The following is a 19,700-nucleotide window of genomic DNA, read 5'->3' as shown; positions in this document are numbered from 1 at the left end:
GTTTATCCTTTCAGTCGATCCGGCAGGTTGTTGGCCCAGGCGCTGATCGTGCCCGCGCCCAGGCAGACGACCATGTCGCCGGGGGAGGTTTCGGCGCGCACCAGCGCCTCGAGGTCGTCCTCGACCAGCAGGGCGCTGGCGTGGCGGTGGCCGTGACGGATCAGGCCCGCGACCAGATCGTCGCGCGACGCGCCCTCGATCGGTTGCTCGCCAGCGGCATAGACCTCGGCGATGGCCACGACATCGGCATCGTTGAAGCAGGCGCAGAAATCCTCGAACAGCGAATGCAGGCGCGAATAGCGGTGCGGCTGGTGCACGGCGACGACCCGGCCCTTGGTGGCCTGGCGCGCGGCGCGCAGCACGGCGGCGATTTCCACCGGGTGATGGCCGTAATCGTCGATGATGGTGACGCCGTTCACCTCGCCGACCTTGGTAAAGCGGCGGTTGACGCCCCCGAAGGCCGCCAGCGCCTTGCGGATCTCGTCGCCCTTCATGCCCAGATGGCGGGCGACGGCCACGGCGGCCAGCGCGTTTGATACGTTGTGATCGCCCGGCATCGGCAGGGTGCAGCCCTCGATCACCATGCCCTCGGCCTGAAGCGCGATGTCGAAATGGGCGATGCCGTCTTCATAGGTCAGGTTGATGGCCCGCACATCAGCCTGCGCGTTAAAGCCGAACGTCACCACGCGGCGGTCGGTGACCTTGCCGACCAGCGCCTGCACCTCGGGGTGGTCGGTGCAGCAGACGGCCAGCCCGTAGAACGGGATGTTCGAGACGAAATCCAGAAAGCCCTTGCGCAGGTTCTCGATCGTGCCCCAGTGCTCCATGTGCTCGGGGTCGATATTGGTGACGATAGCGATGGTGGCGGGCAGGCGGTTGAAGGTGCCGTCGCTTTCATCGGCCTCGACCACCATCCATTCGCCCTGCCCCATGCGCGCGTTCGACCCATAGGCGTGGATGATGCCGCCATTGACCACGGTCGGATCAATGCCGCCCGCATCCAGCAGCGTGGCCACCATGGTGGTGGTGGTGGTCTTGCCATGGGTGCCGCCCACGGCCACGTTCGAGCGCAGGCGCATCAGCTCGGCCAGCATCTCGGCCCGGCGCACGACCGGCAGGCCACGCGCGCGGGCGGCGTCGAGTTCCGGATTGCCCGGCTTGATCGCCGACGAGATCACCACGACCTCGGCAAATTCAAGGTTCTCGGCCCGCTGGCCTTCAAAGATGGTCGCGCCCAGCTTTTTCAGGCGGTCGGTGATCTTGGTCGCCTTGAGGTCCGAGCCCTGGACGGTATAGCCCAAATTGAGCAGCACCTCGGCAATGCCCGACATGCCGATCCCGCCGATCCCAACGAAATGGATCGGCCCCACATCGGTGGGCAGCTTGGTGGCGGCGGCAGCGTTCATTCGTTCGTTCCTTGGCGTTCGTGCCCGGCCTCAGGCGGGCTGTTTCTGACCATAGGCCAGGTCTTCGACCACCGCAGCCAGACGTGTCGTCGCATCGGGCAGACCATAGGCCAGCGCCCCATGCGCCATTTTCACCGCAGCCTGCGGGTGGGACAGGATCGCGCCTATTTGCTCGCAAAGCGCGGCGGGTTCAAGGCGGGATTCAGGGATCAGGATCGCGGCCTCGGCCTCGACCAGGCCACGGGCATTGGCGGTCTGGTGGTCCTCGGCGGCGGCGGCAAAGGGGATCAGGATGCTAGGCCGCCCCACGACCGAGATATCGGCCACGCTGGACGCGCCAGAGCGCGAGATCACCAGCTGCGCATCGGCCAGCCGGTTGGGAATATCGGTGAAAAAGCTTTGCACCTCGGCGCGGATGCCGGCGGCGTCATAGGCGGCAGTGACGCGATCCATGTCTTCGGGGCGGGCCTGGTGGGCGACGCGCAGATGGCGGCGGATGTCATCGGGCAGCCCCGCCAGCGCGGTCGGCACGGTGTCGGACAGGATGCGCGCGCCTTGGCTGCCGCCGATGACCAGCACGCTCATCGGGTAGTCGCCGGGCGGAATATAGGGCGCGCCCGCACGCGACAGCACTGCCGCGCGCACCGGGTTGCCGGTGTGAATGCCCTCGATGCCATCGGGCAGCCGGGTCGGCCATGTGCCGCAGGCCACCGCGCTGACACGGCCGGCAAAGGCCTTGTTGACCTTGCCCAGCACGCCGTTTTGTTCGTGGATCATGCGCGGCAGTTTCAGCAGGGTCGCCGCCGTGATCGCCGGAAAGGACGGATAGCCGCCAAACCCCGCCACCACTGCGGGGCGGTCGCGCAGCATCTTGACCGCGGCCGAGATCACCCCTCCGGCCAGGCGGAAGGGCACGCCCAGCTTGGCCAGCGGCCCGCCGCGCGCAAAAGTGGCGCTGGGGATTTCCTCGATCTCAACCGCGTCGGGAAAGCCGCCCGCATAGCGCGCCCCGCGCGCATCGGTCGACAGCTTGACCCGCCAGCCGCGTGCCAGCATTTCCTCGGCCAGGGCCTGGGCGGGAAACATGTGCCCGCCGGTCCCCCCGGCCGCGATCACCAGCAGCGGTGCGCTCATGCCCGGCCCTTTCGCATCAGCAGGTCGCCAATCTCGCCCTGCGGCCTTGTGCGGGTCAGCGCCAGCAGCGCCCCCACCACCACGCCGCCCGCGATCAGGGACGAGCCGCCATAGCTGACGAACGGCAGGGTCATACCCTTGGCGGGCAGCAGCTTGACCGCCACGCCCATGTTGATCATCGCCTGCACGCCAAAGATACAGGCCAGACCGGTACCGGCCAGCCGGGCGAACGGATCACGCTCGCGCGTCAGCCGGTGCAGCGACCGCAGCACGATCGCTGCGTAAAGCGCAATCACCAGCAGCACCAGGATCAGGCCGTATTCCTCGGCCGCCACAGCGATGATGAAATCGGTATGCGCGTCAGGCAGCGATTGCTTGACCTGCCCCTCGCCCACGCCAACGCCCCAGAACCCGCCTTCGCGGATGGCATTGGTGGCATAGCCCAGCTGGGTGCGCGGGTCGATTTCGGGCGACAGGAACCCGTCGATCCGGCGCGCGAAATGCTCCGAGTTGTTATAGGCGACGACGCCGCCCATCACCGTCATGCCCGCCATGCCCGCCAGCAGCAGCATCGGTGCGCCGCCGACGAAATACATCACGCCCCAGGAAAACAGGATCAGCGAGGCCTGGCCGAAATCGGGTTGCAGCGCCAGGAACAGCACCACCGTCACCGCGATCACGAAAGAGAACATCCGCCCCGGAGGGCCGCCGATCTCGGTATTCGCCGCCATCATCCAGGCGGTCAGGATGATGAAACAGGGTTTGAGAAACTCGGACGGCTGCACCGAGGCAAAGCCCAGGCTGTACCAGCGCACCGCGCCCTTGCCGAAATCGGTGCCCAGCACGGGCAAGAGGGCCAGCGCGATGAAGGCCCCCATAAAGCCCAGCACCCCCAGACGGCGCACCATGTCGGGCGACATCATCGAGGTGGCGAACATCACCACCAGCGCCATCCCGCCAAACAACGCCTGGCGTTCGACATAGTGGAACGGGCTAAGGCCGTTGCGCTCGGCCAGTGGCGGCGAGGCGGCCAAGCCCAGCAGCAACCCGATGCCAAACAAAAGAAGAATGCAGGACAACGTCCATTTATCGATCGTGCGCCACCAACGCGGCAGAATGGGTTCCCCCACCCGCATAGGCGCGGCGCCATAAACCATTTCTGTCATGCGAGTACCGCCTCGACTGCCTCAAATCGCCCGTTTGCCGGGTCTGCGGGTGATTCTAACGTGATTTGCCCCCTCAGGCCAGCGATAAGAAAGCCCCTGCGCAGCATCCTGCACAGGGGCGATGATCTTTGGCCTTGGGGTCGATGTCAGATGACGACGACATCCAGCGGCGGGAAGCCGTTGAACCCGACCGAGCTGTAGGTCGAGGTATAGGCGCCGCAGTTGCGGATGATGAAACGGTCGCCCGCTTTCAGGCCCACGGGCAGCTGCACCGGGCGCTTTTCATACAGCACGTCGGCGCTGTCGCAGGACGGGCCGGCCAGGATGCAGGCGCCGGTTTCCTCGTGGTCGCGGTCGGTGATGAACTGATAGCGAATGGCCTCGTCCATGGTTTCGGCCAGGCCCGAGAATTTACCGATATCGAGGTAAACCCAGCGGTGCGTGTCCATGTCCGACTTGCGCGACACCAGCAGCACCTCGGCGGCGATCATGCCGGCCTCGGCCACCAGGCCACGGCCCGGCTCTGCCATGATGCGCGGCACGTCGCCGAAACGGTCGTGGATCAGCTCCATCACGCGGGCGGCGTAGCGGGTCGGGTGGTCGATCTCTTCGCCGTAAAAGGCCGGGAAACCGCCGCCGATGTTCAGCAGGGTCAGGCCGAAACCGGCCTCTTGGGCCTCGTGCCAGATGGCGGCCACCTGATCCAGCGTGCCGATCCACATCTCGGCGCGGCGGGTTTGCGAGCCGACGTGGAAGGACAGGCCGATCGGATCAAGGCCCAGCTCGCGGGCATAGCCCAGCAGGCTCAGCGCCTTGTCACGGGCACAGCCGAATTTGCGCGACAGCGGCCAGTCGGCCTCGTAGTTCTCGACGATGATGCGGATATAGACCTGCGCGCCGGGGGCATGCTCGGCCAGCTTGTCCAGCTCTTCCTCGGCATCGGCGGCAAAAAGCGTGATACCGGCGTGATAGGCGAACACGATGTCGGCGGGGCGTTTGATGGTGTTGCCGAAGGAAATGGTCTCGGGCGCGGCGCCCTGGCTCAGGCACAGCTCGATCTCGCCGCGCGAGGCCGCATCGAAATGCGAGCCCAGGTTAACAAGGGTCTCGATGATCTCGCGGGCGGGGTTCGCCTTGACCGCATAGTGAATGTCGGCATGGCCCAGACCGGCGCGCAGCGCGTGGAACTGGGTGGCAACGGCCTCGGTGTCCAGAACAAGGGTCGGCCGGTCGAACGTGGTCGAACGGATAAAGTTCTCGATACGGGTTGCGGGTGCGACGAATTCACGTCCGACAAAGTCGGTTACAGTAGCGTTCATGGTCATCTCCAATAGACCCGGCCATTTATGACCGCTCACTTCCAAGGGAGACGTTACCGTCGCTACATAAACGCGGAGCTTTAAGGGCTCGGCCAGAGGCGCGTGCGTTGGCGTCTTAAGCCGCGATTTAGGCAATCACTTGAGTCGGTTCAAGGATTTTTTTCGCGCGCCGAAAAATTTTAACAAGCCGCCGCAAAGCCCCCTATTTTGTTGCGTTTTTGAAACAGCGGCGGCGCAGCATTCGCCTGCCCCTTCTGCCCGGCCGCGCCCGGCGCTAGCTAGGGCGCAACTGATCCCACGCTGGTGCCGCATGATCCGCCATATCGTCTTTTTCACCGCCCGCAGCGCCGATGACCTGGATACGGTCTATGACGGGCTGTCGCTGCTGACCGGCATCCCTGACAAGCTGCATCTCGAAGTGGGGCGCAATCTCAAGACCGACCCCCTGCCCGGCGACAGCCCCGATTTCGTGGTCTACGGCGAATTCACCGACGAGGCCCAGCTGGCCGCCTTCAAGGCGCACCCGCTTTACCAGCGCTCGATCGAGATCGTCCGCCCTCTGCGCGACTTGCGCATCGCGGCGGATTACACCTCGGGCTAACCCAGCTGCCCGACGCGGGCGATGAAATCCTCGCCGCGCCGTTCGAAATTGTCATATTGGTCGAAACTGGCCGCCGCCGGCGCCAACAGCACCACGTCGCCCGGCTGCGCCTCGGCCGCGGCCTGCGCTACGGCGCGCTCCATCGACTCGCAGATCTCATGCGGCACCGCCCCCAGCTTCAGCGCGAAACTGGCCGCCTCGCGCCCGATGACATAGGCCTTGGTGACATTGCCCAGATGGGCCAGAACCGGCCCCAGACCGCCCTCTTTCTCCAGCCCGCCACAGATCCAGCGGATATTGGTGAACGCCGCCAGCGCCTTGGCGGCGCTGTCGGCATTGGTGGCCTTGCTGTCATTGATGAACCGCACACCGTTCTTCTCGCCCACCAGCTGGCTGCGATGAGGCAGGCCCTCGAACGTGTGCAGCGCCTGCTCGATCAGCTTGGGCGCCACACCCAGCGCGCGCACGGCGGAATAGGCGGCACAGGCATTCTGATGGTTATGCGCGCCCGGCAGGCCGGCAATCTCGCGCAGATCGATGCTGGCCACCTGACGACCCTTGCGCCACTCGGCCAGAAACCCCTTGCGCGCAAAGACGAACCAACCCGGCCCGGTCAGTTTCTGCCCCGACGACACCCGGATCACCCGGTCATCCGCCGCCCCTTCGGACAGCTGGTTGGCCAGGTACTGCCCCTCGACCTCATCCACACCGATCACCGCACGATCCGGTCCGCCCTCGGCAAAGAGCCGCCGCTTGGCCGCGAAATAACCGCCCGGGCCGCCATGACGATCCAGATGATCGGGCGACAGGTTGGTGAATACGGCGATATCCGGCGTCAGCGCCCGCGCCAGATCGGTCTGATAGCTCGACAGCTCCAGAACAACCACGCCACCATCGCCGGGCGGATCAATGTCCAACACCCCGCGGCCAATATTGCCGGCCAGCTGACTTTCGCGGCCCGCATGCTGCAAAATGTGATGGATCAGCGCGCTGGTCGTCGACTTGCCGTTCGACCCCGTCACCGCAACCACCCGGGGCGCGGTCTCGTAGTTGTCCCACTCAGGCACGGCCAGCGACCGAAAGAACAGCCCGATATCGTTATCGACCGGCACACCCGCAGCCCAGGCCGCGGCAATCACCCGGTTGGGCGCAGGATAAAGATGCGGAATACCGGGCGATGTGATCAGCGCCGCCATCCCCTCGAACCCGTCGCCGCGCGTCGGGTCAGCCACAACAAACCCCTCAGCCTCGGCCTTGGCGCGCGCGGCCTCGTTGTCGTCCCAGCAAACGGCCTCGGCCCCGCCCGCCCGCAACGCGCGCGCCGTCGCCAGACCCGACCGGCCCAGCCCCAACACGCCCAGCTTCGCGCCCTCAACTCCCCGAACCGGTATCATGGCCAAATGCCCCTGCCTGTTTCTTCTTCGACAAAATATCCCGGGGGATGAGCGCGCCGCAAGGCGCGTGAAGGGGGCAGCGCCCCCTTTACCGCAGCTTCAGTGTCGCCAGACCGATCAGAGCCAGGATCAGGCTGATGATCCAGAACCGGATCACGATCTGCGGCTCGGCCCAGCCCTTCTTCTCGAAATGGTGGTGAATGGGCGCCATCAGGAACACCCGCTTGCCGGTGCGCTTGAAATAGGCGACCTGGATGATCACCGACAGCGCCTCGACCACGAACAGCCCGCCCACGATCGCCAGAACGATCTCGTGCTTGGTGGCCACCGCAATCGCACCCAAGGCGCCACCCAGGGCCAGCGACCCGGTATCGCCCATGAACACCGCCGCCGGCGGCGCATTGTACCACAGAAACCCCAGCCCGCCGCCGATCAGCCCGGCGGCAAAGATCAGGATCTCGCCGGTGCCCAGCACGAAATGCACGCCCAGATAATCAGCGAAATTGGCGTGGCCCACCAGATAGGCAATCACCCCCAGCGTGCCCGCCGCGATCATCACCGGCATGATCGCCAGCCCGTCCAGACCGTCGGTCAGGTTCACCGCATTGGCGGCGCCCACGATCACGATCATGGCGAAGGGGATGAACAGATAGCCCAGGTTGATCAGCGTGTCCTTGAACACCGGCAGCGCCAGCTGAAAGGTCAGGTTCTCGGGATGCACCATCGAGGCCGCGACCGAGGCAAAGAGCGCGATCAGCAGCCCCAGCCCCATGCGCATCCGGCTGGACACGCCCTTGGTGTTGTTTTTCGACACTTTCGCATAGTCGTCGGCAAAGCCGATCAGGCCGAACCCCACGGTCACGAACAGCACGATCCAGGTATAGGGATTATCAAGCCGCGCCCACATCAGCGTCGACAGCACCAGCGCCGACAGGATCAGCAAGCCGCCCATGGTGGGGGTGCCGGCCTTGGTGAAATGGCTCTCGGGGCCGTCGTCACGGATGGGCTGGCCCTTTTTCTGCTTGCGGCGCAACAGGTTGATCAGCGGTCGGCCAAAGATGAACCCGAACAAAAGCGCGGTGAAAAACGCCCCGCCCGCCCGGAAGGTGATATACCGGAACAGGTTGAAGACGTCGCCGCCATCGGAAAACTCGGTCAGCCAAAACAGCATATGTACATTCCCTCGCGCCTAGCTGGCGCCCGCTTGGCCCAATTTGCGCAGCGCGTCAACCACGCGGGAAACCTTGCTGCCCTTTGACCCTTTTACCAAAATCACGTCGCCCGGCCCGGCCAGCGCGGCGGCGCGCGTCGCCAGATCATCGGCCGTGTCGACCCATTCGCCCCGCTGTGCCGGCGGCAGCGCGTCGTAAAGCGCCCGCATCCGCGACCCCACGCAATGCACCAGATCGGCGGCTTGCAGCCCCGGATCATCGGCCAGGGCGCGGTGCATTGCGATCTCATCCTCGCCCAGTTCCAGCATATCGCCCAGCACCGCCACCCGACGCCCGTCGGGGGTGGCCGAGGCCAGCACCTCAAGCGCCGCCTGCATCGATGCGGGGTTGGCGTTGAACGCGTCATCAATCAGCTCGAACCCACCGCCCGGCAGGGCGACCACCTCGCGCGCGCCGCGCCCGGCGGGCGGCAGCCACAGCGACAGGTCGCGGGCGATTTCGTTCAGCGGCAGGCTCAGAGCCTGTGCCGCGCCAATCACCGCCAGCGCGTTCATGGCGAAATGCTTGCCGGCGGTGGTCAGGGTGAATTCCAGCGCCGTGTCACCGGCCCGCGTCACCACAACGGTGGTGTCGCCCTGCAAATCCGCGCGGATCATGCGGATATCCGCGCCCTCGCCCGCGCCAAACTGCAAAACCCGCGCGTTCAGAGCCGCGGCCTTGCTCATCAGGATATCCGAGACCGCCAGATCGCCATTCAAAACGGCGACACCATCGGGCGTCAGCCCCTCAAGAATCGCGGCCTTTTCATGGGCGATGCCCTCGAGCGCGCCGAATGCCTCTAGGTGCGCGGCAACGACCGTGGTGATGATTGCCACATGCGGGCGGGCCAGACAGGTCAGTGGCGCGATCTCGCCGGGATGGTTCATGCCGATCTCGATCACCGCGAATTCGGTGTCAGTTGGCATACGCGCCAGGGTCAGCGGCACGCCCCAATGGTTGTTATAGCTGGCCTCGGCGGCGTGGGTGCGGCCCTGCCCCGCCAGCACGGCGCGCAGCATTTCCTTGGTCGAGGTCTTGCCGGCAGAGCCCGTCACCGCGATCACCCGCGCCGCGCTGCGGGCCCGGGCGGCGATGCCCAGCCGTTCCAGCGCGGGCAGCACATCGTCAACGATCAGCAGCGGCGCGTCGGGCGCCACGCCCTCGGGGATGCGCGACACCAGCGCGGCGGCGGCGCCTTTCTCTAGCGCCTGCGCGACGAAATCATGGCCATCGCGCAGGTCTTTCAGCGCCACGAACAGATCGCCCGGCTGTAGCGTGCGGGTGTCGATCGACACGCCATTGGCGCGCCAGTCGGTCGTGGCGCGCCCGCCGGTTGCGGCGGCTGCCTCTGGTGCCGTCCACAGCGCGGTCATACCAGCTTGCCGTCCAGTGCGGCCACGGCGATCGAGGCCTGCTCGACATCGTCAAACGGAAAGACATCATCGCCGACGATCTGGCCGGTTTCATGCCCCTTGCCCGCAACCAGCAGCGCATCACCCGGCCCCAGCGCATCGACCCCGCGCAAGATCGCCTCGGCCCGGTCGCCCACGTCATGGGCTTCGGGGCACGCAGCCAGGATCGCGGCGCGGATATCGGCGGGCACCTCGCTGCGCGGGTTGTCGTCGGTGACAAAGACCAGATCGGCGTTTTCGGCGGCGGCCTGGCCCATCAGCGGGCGCTTGCCCTGATCGCGGTCACCGCCCGCGCCAAACACCACCACCAGGCGGCCCATCACATGCGGGCGCAGCGCCTGGAGCGCGGTTTTCAGGGCATCGGGCGTGTGGGCGTAATCGACAAACACCGCCGCCCCGTTTTCGCGGGTGGCGGCCAGCTGCATCCGGCCGCGCACGCCATAAAGTTCGGGCAGCACCTCGAACACATCGCGCGGGGCATCGCCGCTGGCAATCGCCAGCCCGGCGGCCAGCAGCACGTTTTCGGCCTGGAAACCGCCGATCAGGTTCAGACGCACCTGAAACGCGTCGCCCGCCCAGCCAAAGCGCAGCTCTTGCCCGGTGGCGTCAAAGCGTTGACCCAAAAGTTGCAGATCAGCCTGCACGCCGCGCCCCACGCCGATGACGGCCTGCCCGCGTTGGGCGGCGATCTCGGCCATGGCGGGGCCCTTGGGGTCGTCAAGGTTGATCACAGCGGCGCCATCCTCGGGCAGGACACGGTCGAAGAGCCCGGCCTTGGCGGCGAAATATTCCGCGAAATCAGCGTGATAATCGAGGTGATCCTGGGTGAAATTGGTGAAACCGGCGGCCGACAGGTTGACCCCGTCTAGGCGACGCTGGGCCAGGCCGTGGCTCGAGGCCTCCATCGCGGCATGGGTCACGCCCTCGGCGGCCATGCGCGACAGCAGGTTGTGCAGGGTGATCGGCTCGGGCGTGGTGTGGTTCAGCGGCGCGTGAAAAGCGCCCTCGACGCCGGTGGTGCCCAGATTGGCGGCGACATGGCCCAGGCGGTTCCAGATCTGGCGGGTAAAGGTCGCGACCGAGGTCTTGCCGTTGGTGCCGGTGACGGCGACCATCGTGCGCGGCTGCGCGCCGAACCACAGCGCGGCGGTATAGGCCAGGGTCTGGCGCGGGTCTTCGGCGATGATCAGCGCGGCCTGAGACTGGGCCAGATCGGGGGCGGCGATGCGCGCGCCCTCGGCGTCGGTCAGGATCGCAGCCGCGCCCATGCGCAGCGCGTATTTGATGAAGGTGGCGCCGTGGGTCCGCGTGCCCGGCAGCGCCGCAAAGAGGTGGCCATCCTTTGTATAGCGGCTGTCGACCGACAGGCCGGTAACCCGCGCCTCGCGCCCGCCGCGTGCGGTCAGGCCCAGTTCCGCTAGTGATCGTGTTCCTGCCGCCATGTGATTTGCCCCCGGCCCTAGTTGCTGGTGAGTGTTACCCCAAAGGTCGAGGCGGGTTCAATGTCCGGCCGCAGGCCCAGCAGAGGCGCGGTGCGGCGGATGATCTCGGCAGCGACGGGCACGGCCGTCCAGCCGGCAGTGCGGCGCGGTTCGGTGCCGGATGTTTCCTCGGGCTCGTCCAGGGTGACGATCAGTACGTATTTGGGCTTATCGGTGGGGAAAACGCTGGCAAAGGTGGCGATCACCTTGTCCTCGTAATAGCCGCCGGTGGGCTTGGGCTTGTCGGCGGTGCCGGTCTTGCCGCCCACCGAATAGCCTTCGACCTCACCAAAGCTGGCGGTGCCGCGCACAACGACCTGGCGCAGCATGTCGCGCAGCGCGGCCGAGGTTTGCTCGGACACGATGCGCTCGCCGGTGCGCGGACGCCCGCCGGCCAGCAGCGAGGGCTGCACCACGTAGCCGCCGTTCAGCACCGAGGCATAGGCCGAGGCCAGGTGCAGCGGGCTGGCCGACAGGCCATGGCCATAGGAAATGGTCATGGTCGACAGTTCCGACCAGTTCGGCGGCAACAGCGGTTTCACCCCCGGCGCCTCGACCAATTCGACCGGCGACGGCGACAGCAGGCCCAGACGGCCCAGGAAGTCGCGCTGACGCTCGGCGCCGATTTCCATCGCGATGCGGGCGGTGCCGATGTTCGACGATTTCACCATCACATCGGTCAGCGACAGCTGCGGGCCGTAGTTGTGGAAATCATTGATGCGGAACTTGCCCCAACGCAGCGGGCCCTTGGTGTCGATCATGGTATCGGGCGTCATCATCCCGGTTTCCAACGCCTGCGCGGCGGCAAAGATCTTGAAGGTCGAGCCCAGCTCGTACACGCCCTGCACCGCGCGGTTAAAGAGCGGGCTGTCAGAGGCATCGCCCTGCGCCAGCGGGCGGGGGCGTTCATTGGGGTCGAAATCGGGCAGCGAGACCAGCGAGATCACCTCGCCCGTATGCACATCCATCAGGATGGCGGTCGCGCCCTTGGCGTTCATCAGCTTCATCCCGCCTTCCAGCACGCGGCGGATGGCGGTCTGCACGGTCAGGTCCAGCGACAGGCGCAGCGGTTGCCCGCCATTGGCCGGGTCGCGCAGGTATTGATCGAATTCCTTTTCCACGCCCGCAACGCCAACCAGTTCGGCCGAGCGCACGCCCTCGCGGCCAAAGCTGGTGCCGCCCAGAACATGCGCGGCAAGGCGGCCATTGGGGTAAAGGCGCATCTCGCGCGGGCCGAACAGCAGGCCGGGGTCGCCGATATCGTGCACCTGCTGCATCTGCTCGGGGCTGATGCGTTTCTTGATCCAGATGAACTTGCGGTCACCGGTGAACTGGCGGGTCAGGCGGTCGACCTCGAGGTCGGGGAAGATCGCAACCAGTTCCTGCGCGGCACGCTGCGGGTCGACCATCAGCGGCGGCTGGGCATACAGCGAATGCGTGGCCAGGTTGGTGGCCAAGAGGTTGCCGTTGCGGTCGGTGATATCGGCACGCTGGGCCACGATGGCCGAGCCCGACACCGCGACCTGCGGCTCTTGCGGCTCAGACGCGGCCAGCACGCCCATGCGCATGCCGATCATGCCATAGGCAAACATGAAGGCCAGCGCCAACACCCACAGCCGGCTTTCGGCGCGGGTGCGCGACTGGTCGCGCATCTGCTCGTGGCGCAGGCGCAGGTTTTCCTTTTCGATCGCGTCGGGGTTCTCACCCTTGGCGCGGGCTTGCAGGATACGGGCCAGCGGGCGCAGCGGTGTGCGGATCATTGCGCAACCCCCAGATCAAGCCGGCCGACCACCTCGATGGGGCGCGACAGGGCGGGAAACACGTCTTCCTGGGTCGGAAAGGCCACCTGGTCGATACGGCCGAATTGCTCGGGCTGCATTTCCAGCAGACCAAGGCGACCAAAGTTCAACTCGGCCAGTTCGCGCAGGCGGTCGGGGCGGTTGAGATAGGCCCATTCGGCGCGCAGCATGGCGCGGGTGGCGCGCATGTCGCCGATCTCGCGGTTCAGCGCCTCGGTTTGCTCGATCGCCTGGCGGGCGGCATAGTTTTCTCGATAGGCCCAAAAGGCCAGCCCCATCACCGCGATCGCGCCCAGCACGTAAAACAGCCCACGCATTACCTTTCACCCTTGTTCATCAGCGCCGGCAGACCCAGCGCCTTGCGATCCACATCCCCCGCCGGTGCGGTCGTGCGCGTGGCGACGCGCAGCTTGGCCGACCGGGCGCGGGGGTTTTCGTCCAGTTCCTGTTCGTCGGGGCCTATAGCCTTGCGCGACTTTTGCTGGAACTGCGGAATTTCCTCTTGCTGCTCGGGGGCATAGCGGTTGGCCCGCCCGCCGCTGCCCGAACGGACCTGCAAGAACCGTTTGACGATCCGATCCTCGATCGAATGAAAGGTCACGACCGCTAGCTGCCCGCCGGGTTTCAGCGCCCGCTCGGCCGCGCAGAGGCCCGCGACCAGCTCGCCCAATTCGTCGTTCACGGCGATGCGGATCGCCTGGAAACTGCGGGTGGCGGGGTGGCTTTGGCCCGGCTTGGGGCGCGGCAGGCATTTCTCGATCACCGCGACCAGCTGGGCGGTGGTTTCAAACGGCTGCACGGCGCGAGCCGCCACGATGGCGCGGGCGATGCGGCGCGAGGCGCGCTCTTCGCCGTAGTGATACAGAATGTCGGCAATGTCTTGTTCGTCGGCGGTATTGACCAGATCGGCGGCCGAGGGGCCGGACTGGCTCATCCGCATGTCCAGCGGGCCGTCTTTCATGAAGGAAAAGCCGCGTTCCGCCATGTCCAGCTGCATCGAGGACACGCCCAGATCCAGCACCACGCCGTCAAGCGGCTGATCCGCGTATTCGTCAAGACGCGAGAACGTGCCTTCGACCAGGGTCAGGCGGTCGCCATAGGCCTCGGCCCAGTCGGCGGCCATCTCGAACACCATCGGGTCGCGGTCGACACCGATCACACGGTCTGCACCGGCCTCCAGCAGGCCGCGCGCATAGCCGCCCGCGCCGAACGTGCCATCCAGCCAGACACCCGACACGGGCGCCACGGCGGCCAGCAACGGGCGCAACAAGACAGGGATATGAGGTGCATCAGCGGGCGGGGTGTGGGCCTCGGCCGCCATCATTCAAGCGCCCCCGCGCCATCCAGCAGGGTCAGCGGGTCGAAATCGTCGGGCAGATCGTCCAGCCAGGCCTCGGTCTTGGCCAGCTCTTCGGTCTCGTAGGTTTCGGGGTTCCAGATCTGGAACGTGTCACCCGAAGCAATAAAGAATGCCTCTTTGTCCAGGCCGATCTTGTCGCGCAGCTTTTGCGGCAGAACCAGACGGCCATCGCCATCAACCTCGGTGGGGTACGACTGACCGTGGAACAGACGTTCCAGCATCCGGCGCTGCATCGAGCCGCGCGGCAGGTCGGCGATCTTGCCGTCAACCTCGTCGATGGCCTCGATCGTGTAGCATTCAAGGAATTTGCGGCGGTGGTCGCCATAGACGATCACCAGTTGCGGGCGCAGGCCATCTGTCCAGTCGGGGTCTCCGGCTTCCAGCACACGGCGAAACAGGGCCGGGATCGAGACCCTGCCCTTTGCATCCACCTTGTGGTGGCTTTCGCCTCTGAACCGACGCGCCACTGTCCGACGCTCCTTTTGCCTTTGCGCCAGGCTGAGATGAAAACGGCGGATTGAGCTGCTGCCACTGCCCAATCCGCCGCCCTCGTCCCATCTCTGGGGTTGTCCGGCTGCGCAGGCCACCTGGGGGGATGTCTGCTCGCGTGCGCGCCGGCCCTTTTATTCGGAGAAAGCGGGTGCCTGTATGAAACCTGACTTGGTGCCTCTGGGGTTCTTTTGATGCCCCTTGTAAGCCCGTCCTCTGCCGATGACTTAGGGATGCCATGGGAATTCATGGAAATCAACTGGTTTTTTCACTGACCCAGCACAAGATCCTGCTTCTCGCACCTCTCCAGAACAACATATAGGGAGATTTTCACTGCCAACACACCACCAATCGACATGAATTATAGCGATAACACTATATATAGACATCCAGCCATTAGTGCTGATGGTTCCCGTGATTTCCCAAAAATATTGGAAACACTCTGTTGATTCACACGGCACAGGCAAATTGACCCCGTGAATCATCAGGGCCACCCCGGTTTCCCGGCGTGGCCCCAGCTGCTTCCCATCATTTCCCGTAGGAGATCAGGCCAGCCCACCCGCGACCAGCCCGGCAGCCAGCCGGGCATAGGCATCGGCCACCGGCCCCTCGCCCGCCGCCACCGGCGTGCCGGCGTCGCCCGCCTCGCGCACTTCCAGCGCCAGGGGTAGCTCGCCCAGGAAGGGCACGCCCAGCTTTTCGGCCTCGGCCCGCACGCCACCATGGCCAAAGATATGCGCCTCATGCCCACAGTTCGGGCAGACATACATTGACATGTTCTCGATCAGGCCCAGAACCGGGGTTTTCAGCTTGTTGAACATGTCGATCGCCTTGCGCGCATCCAACAGCGCCACGTCCTGCGGCGTGGACACGACCAGCGCCCCGCTGAGCGGCGCTCGCTGGCACAGGGTCAGCTGCACATCGCCCGTACCCGGCGGCAGATCGACGATCAGCACGTCCAACTCGCCCCAGGCCACCTGCCCCAGCATCTGTTGCAGCGCCCCCATCAGCATCGGCCCACGCCAGACCACCGCCTGATCGGGATCGACCATCAGCCCGATCGACATCATCGTCACCCCGTGCGCCTGGGGCGGCTCGATGGTCTTGCCATCGGGCGAGGCCGGGCGCTTGCTGACGCCCATCATGCGCGGCTGGGACGGGCCATATATATCTGCATCCAGCAGGCCGACCTTGCGCCCCTGCCGCGCCAGCGCCACGGCCAGGTTCGACGACACGGTCGATTTTCCGACCCCGCCCTTGCCCGAGGCCACGGCCAGGATGCGCTTGACGCCGGGCACCTCGATCGCGCCGGGCGTGGGGTGCCCCCCGACCTTGAGCGCGGGCGCCACCGCCCCTTTCGCCGCGGGCGGCTGACGGGTCGCGCCGCCATGGGCGGTCAGCACGGCAGACACCTGCGAGACCTCAGGCAGGGCCATCAGCGCCGCCTCGGCGGCCTTGAGGACCGACTCATAGGAACGCGCCTGGGTGGCATCGGCCACTTCGATCACGAACTTGACCACGCCCGACTCGACGCTCAGCGCCCGAACCAGGTCACGCGACACCAGATCGCCACCGTCGGGCAGGGAAACGCGCCCCAAAGTGTCAAGAATGACGCGGCGTGACTGATCCATGGGTTTTCTCCTTGTGTTGCCCGCCCAACATGACCATCCGGCGCGCAAGAGCAAGGCCCTGCGACAATCGGCTTATTTCAAGGGCATTTCGACCAAATTTCCAGCCATCACGCACGTATGCGCTTTCTGCATAGCAGCATTTCGCAAACGTTCATTGTGCAGTCGCAGCATCGACGTATCTTTGACTGGAACGCGGCGCTAACACCGCCGCAATTGCAGAACCAGGAAAGTGTGAAACATGGCACACGCACATCACATCGGGGCAGAATATGCCGGCCATTCCGCCCTTGGCGAATGGATCCGTCGCGTAGCCGACGTGACCCGTGAAGAGCTGAAGTATCGCCGCCAGTTCAAGCGCACCATGCGCGAGCTGGCCGCACTGGACGACGCACAGCTGGCCGATATGGGCCTGAATCGTTCGATGATCCGCAGCGCCGCCATCGAGGCGACCTACGGACCTCAGGAATAAGAACCAGAAGGCCCCTCCTCCTCCCTGGGCCTTCTGTAAATTGCGGCGGCATCGACCTCCTCCCTGATGTCGCCGCCTTTTTATACCGGGCCTGATCGGCCCAACAGAATACGCGGGCTTCTCCTCCTCCTTTGCCCGCGTTGACATGACCGGCGGCGCCTTCCTCCTCCCTGGTGCCGCCGGCCATAAGAACCCGGGGCTATCGCCCCAACGACATGCGCAGGCCTTCTCCTCCTCCCTGAGGCCCTCGCAGACCAGAGCGGCAGCATCCTCCTCCTCCCTGATGCTGCCGCTCGCACTTTCCGGTTCGGGCCGGATCCCGAACCACACGACGCATCGGCCCCTTCCTTCCTCATCCGGGGCCCGCGAAAGGAAACGGCGGCGCACAGATCCCTGTGACGCCGCCGTTTTTCGTTTCCATGCAGGGCCAGTGTCAGAACGGCACGTCGCCCGCCCGGTCGGCCTCGACCACGAATTTCGCCATCAGCTTTTTCGCGCCGGCCTTGTCGAATTCGACATCCAGCTTGTCGGCCTCGACCCCCATCACGGTGCCATAGCCGAATTTCGTATGGAACACGCGCGCGCCGGGTTTGAACACCGGTGTCGCCGCGCCGTCGATCACATAGCCGCCGCCGCGCGGGGCATGGGTCTGGCTGCGGCTTTGCAGGCGTTTCCAGCCCGGAGAGCTGTAGACATCGGCCCGCGCCGCGCGATCCTCGACCGTGCTGGCCATGCCCGCCGCGCCGTATCCGCCGCCATGCAGACCGGGCGGGGTTTCCACCTCGACATGATCGGCGGGCAGTTCATCGATGAACCGCGACGGCATCTGCGATAGCCACTTGCCATAGACGCGCCGGTTTGAGGCGAATGAAATCGCGCAGATTTCCTCGGCCCGGGTGATGCCGACATAGGCCAGGCGGCGCTCTTCCTCGAGGCCCTTGGCGCCAGTTTCATCCATGCTGCGCTGGCTGGGAAAGAGGCCATCCTCCCACGCCGGCAGAAACACGACCGGAAATTCCACCCCCTTGGCCGCGTGCAGGGTCATCAGCGTGACCTTTTCGGTCTCGGCATCTTTCTCGTTGTCCATGATCAGCGCGATATGTTCGAGGAACCCTTGCAGGTTAACGTGTTCCTCCAGCGCCTTGACCAGTTCCTTGAGGTTCTCCAGCCGGCCCGGCGCCTCGAGTGTCTTGTCGTTCTGCCACATGGCGGTATAGCCGGATTCATCCAGAATGATCTCGGCCAGTTCGATATGGTTGGTCTCGGGACGCTGCACCATGTCGTGCCAGCGCGCCAGGCTGTCGATCAGGTGCCGCAGCTGCCCCGCGCCCTTGCCGGTGATGCCGCCCTCGGCCAGCAGGATGCGCGCGCCCTCGACCAGCGGCACGCCATTGGCGCGCGCGATGGTCTGGATGTTTTGCTGGGCCTTCTCGCCCAGCCCGCGCTTGGGCGTGTTCACGATCCGCTCAAAGGCGAGATCATCGCTGGGGCTGGTGACGACGCGGAAATAGGCCATCGCGTCGCGGATTTCCAAACGCTCGTAAAAGCGCGGGCCGCCGACCACGCGGTAGGGCAACCCGATCGACAGGAACCGATCCTCGAACGCGCGCATCTGGTTGCTGGCGCGGACAAGGATGGCGATCTGGTTCAGCGATTTGGGCGCCGCGCCACGGGTGCCGCGCTGCATAGCCTCGATCTCTTCGCCGATGCTGCGGGCCTCTTCCTCGCCGTCCCAATAGCCGGTCAGGCGCACCTTTTCGCCCTCTTCGGCTTCGGTCCAAAGAGTTTTGCCCAGACGATCTTTGTTGCCCGTGATCACGCCGCTGGCAGCGGCCAGGATATGCGGGGTCGAGCGATAGTTCTGCTCCAGCCGGATGACCTTGGCGCCGGGGAAATCTTTCTCAAAGCGCAGGATGTTGCCCACCTCGGCCCCGCGCCAGCCATAGATCGACTGATCATCATCGCCCACGCAGCAGATATTGCTATGCGCGCCCGCCAGCAGCCGCAGCCACAGGTATTGGGCGACGTTGGTGTCCTGATATTCGTCAACAAGGATATAACGGAACCGGCGCTGGTAGTCGGCCAGCACATCGGGGTGGATTTGAAAGATCGTCACCACATGCAGCAGCAGGTCGCCGAAATCGACGGCGTTCAGCTCCAACAGGCGTTTCTGGTAGGCGGCGTAAAGATCGACCCCGCGCCCGTCAAAGGCCGAGGCCTCGGCCACGGGCACATGTTCGGGCGTCCAGGCGCGGTTCTTCCAGTTGTCGATGATCCCCGCCAGCGCGCGGGCGGGCCAGCGTTTTTCGTCGATATTGGCGGCAGTGATCACCTGTTTCAGCAGGCGGATCTGATCGTCGGTGTCGAGGATGGTGAAGTTCGACTTCAGCCCCGCCAGCTCGGCGTGACGGCGCAGCAGCTTGACGCAGATGGCGTGGAACGTGCCCAGCCACGGCATCCCCTCGGCCGGCTCCCCCAGCTGGGCCCCAACCCGCAGCTTCATCTCGCGCGCGGCCTTGTTGGTAAAGGTCACGGCCAGGATCTGGTTGGGAAAGGCAGTGCGTGTATGCAGCAGATGGGCGATCCGCGTGGTCAGCGCCTTGGTCTTGCCGGTACCCGCGCCCGCAAGCATCAGAACCGGCCCCTCCAGCGTTTCGACCGCAAGGCGCTGTTCGGGGTTCAGCCCGTCCATGTACGCACACGCCTGACCCGATGGCTGGCGCGCCATCGCCATCTGGGACAAGGAAGGTTTGGGGGCCAAAGGATTGGTATCGCTGCTCATGGCGGCAATCTAGCGCCGGGTTTGGTCGAGGGAAAGAAGTGTTCCG

Annotated in this window: 16 protein-coding genes; 2 read left to right on the top strand and 14 right to left on the bottom strand. The window is 65.5% G+C overall.

Annotation, left to right across the window (positions count from 1 at the left end):
- Positions 1-2: 2 nt before the first annotated feature.
- The 4 genes from murC to OE856_RS04750 all read right to left on the bottom strand — a co-directional run bounded on the left by murC (position 3) and on the right by OE856_RS04750 (position 5,025).
- Positions 3-1,406, bottom strand: a complete 1,404-nt coding sequence (gene murC / locus OE856_RS04765) for a UDP-N-acetylmuramate--L-alanine ligase (RefSeq protein ID WP_263714911.1) — start codon at positions 1,404-1,406, stop codon at positions 3-5.
- Between the two features lie 30 nt (positions 1,407-1,436).
- Positions 1,437-2,540, bottom strand: a complete 1,104-nt coding sequence (locus tag OE856_RS04760) for a UDP-N-acetylglucosamine--N-acetylmuramyl-(pentapeptide) pyrophosphoryl-undecaprenol N-acetylglucosamine transferase (RefSeq protein WP_263714910.1) — start codon at positions 2,538-2,540, stop codon at positions 1,437-1,439.
- Positions 2,537-3,706 (bottom strand): putative lipid II flippase FtsW, encoded by a 1,170-nt coding sequence (ftsW, locus tag OE856_RS04755; protein ID WP_263714909.1) that lies wholly within the window; start codon positions 3,704-3,706, stop codon positions 2,537-2,539. The genes OE856_RS04760 and ftsW overlap by 4 nt, the downstream gene beginning before the upstream one ends.
- A gap of 146 nt (positions 3,707-3,852) precedes the next feature.
- Complete coding sequence (locus OE856_RS04750) at positions 3,853-5,025, bottom strand: type III PLP-dependent enzyme (protein ID WP_263714908.1); 1,173 nt, start codon at positions 5,023-5,025, stop codon at positions 3,853-3,855.
- 310 nt (positions 5,026-5,335) lie between these two features.
- Here OE856_RS04750 and OE856_RS04745 point away from each other — a divergent pair, with 310 nt between their 5' ends.
- A complete protein-coding gene (locus OE856_RS04745) occupies positions 5,336-5,626 on the top strand; it encodes a Dabb family protein (protein WP_263714907.1) in 291 nt (96 codons plus the stop codon).
- Here the strand turns inward: OE856_RS04745 and murD are convergent.
- The 9 genes from murD to OE856_RS04700 form a co-directional block, all read right to left on the bottom strand.
- The gene (murD, locus tag OE856_RS04740; RefSeq protein ID WP_263714906.1) at positions 5,623-7,020 is read right to left on the bottom strand and encodes a UDP-N-acetylmuramoyl-L-alanine--D-glutamate ligase; all 1,398 of its coding nucleotides are present in this window, start codon (positions 7,018-7,020) and stop codon (positions 5,623-5,625) included. The genes OE856_RS04745 and murD overlap by 4 nt on opposite strands.
- A gap of 88 nt (positions 7,021-7,108) precedes the next feature.
- On the bottom strand, positions 7,109-8,191 hold the full coding sequence (mraY, locus tag OE856_RS04735; protein WP_263714905.1) for a phospho-N-acetylmuramoyl-pentapeptide-transferase: 1,083 nt from the start codon (positions 8,189-8,191) through the stop codon (positions 7,109-7,111).
- A gap of 18 nt (positions 8,192-8,209) precedes the next feature.
- Entirely contained in the window at positions 8,210-9,604 is a 1,395-nt protein-coding gene (locus tag OE856_RS04730) for a UDP-N-acetylmuramoyl-tripeptide--D-alanyl-D-alanine ligase (RefSeq protein WP_263714904.1), read from the bottom strand.
- Complete coding sequence (locus tag OE856_RS04725) at positions 9,601-11,085, bottom strand: UDP-N-acetylmuramoyl-L-alanyl-D-glutamate--2,6-diaminopimelate ligase (RefSeq protein ID WP_263714903.1); 1,485 nt, start codon at positions 11,083-11,085, stop codon at positions 9,601-9,603. Before OE856_RS04725 ends, OE856_RS04730 begins: the two co-directional genes overlap by 4 nt.
- A gap of 17 nt (positions 11,086-11,102) precedes the next feature.
- Positions 11,103-12,884, bottom strand: a complete 1,782-nt coding sequence (locus OE856_RS04720; RefSeq protein WP_263714902.1) for a peptidoglycan D,D-transpeptidase FtsI family protein — start codon at positions 12,882-12,884, stop codon at positions 11,103-11,105.
- The gene (locus tag OE856_RS04715) at positions 12,881-13,240 is read right to left on the bottom strand and encodes a cell division protein FtsL (protein WP_263714901.1); all 360 of its coding nucleotides are present in this window, start codon (positions 13,238-13,240) and stop codon (positions 12,881-12,883) included. Before OE856_RS04715 ends, OE856_RS04720 begins: the two co-directional genes overlap by 4 nt.
- Positions 13,240-14,244: a 16S rRNA (cytosine(1402)-N(4))-methyltransferase RsmH gene (gene rsmH / locus OE856_RS04710; RefSeq protein ID WP_263715171.1), complete on the bottom strand. Its 1,005-nt coding sequence runs from the start codon at positions 14,242-14,244 to the stop codon at positions 13,240-13,242. Before rsmH ends, OE856_RS04715 begins: the two co-directional genes overlap by 1 nt.
- Positions 14,244-14,750 carry a division/cell wall cluster transcriptional repressor MraZ gene (gene mraZ / locus OE856_RS04705; RefSeq protein ID WP_263714900.1) on the bottom strand — a complete coding sequence of 169 codons (507 nt, stop codon included), beginning with the start codon at positions 14,748-14,750 and terminating at the stop codon, positions 14,244-14,246. Before mraZ ends, rsmH begins: the two co-directional genes overlap by 1 nt.
- Positions 14,751-15,317: 567 nt before the next feature.
- Positions 15,318-16,403: an Mrp/NBP35 family ATP-binding protein gene (locus OE856_RS04700; RefSeq protein WP_263714899.1), complete on the bottom strand. Its 1,086-nt coding sequence runs from the start codon at positions 16,401-16,403 to the stop codon at positions 15,318-15,320.
- Positions 16,404-16,641: 238 nt separating this feature from the next.
- On the opposite strand from OE856_RS04700, the gene OE856_RS04695 reads away from it, so the two are divergent.
- The gene (locus OE856_RS04695; RefSeq protein ID WP_263714898.1) at positions 16,642-16,872 is read left to right on the top strand and encodes a DUF1127 domain-containing protein; all 231 of its coding nucleotides are present in this window, start codon (positions 16,642-16,644) and stop codon (positions 16,870-16,872) included.
- Between the two features lie 433 nt (positions 16,873-17,305).
- Here the strand turns inward: OE856_RS04695 and OE856_RS04690 are convergent, their stop codons facing one another.
- Positions 17,306-19,654, bottom strand: coding sequence for an ATP-dependent helicase (locus OE856_RS04690; protein WP_412174856.1), 2,349 nt, complete (start codon positions 19,652-19,654; stop codon positions 17,306-17,308).
- Between the last annotated feature and the right edge of the window lie 46 nt (positions 19,655-19,700).

The sequence above is a fragment of the Actibacterium sp. XHP0104 genome, from assembly GCF_025751515.1.
In the GTDB taxonomy this organism is placed as follows: Bacteria; Pseudomonadota; Alphaproteobacteria; order Rhodobacterales; family Rhodobacteraceae; genus Actibacterium_D.
Note: the sequence above shows the minus strand (reverse complement) of the source record. Positions and strands in the feature narration are given on the sequence as shown.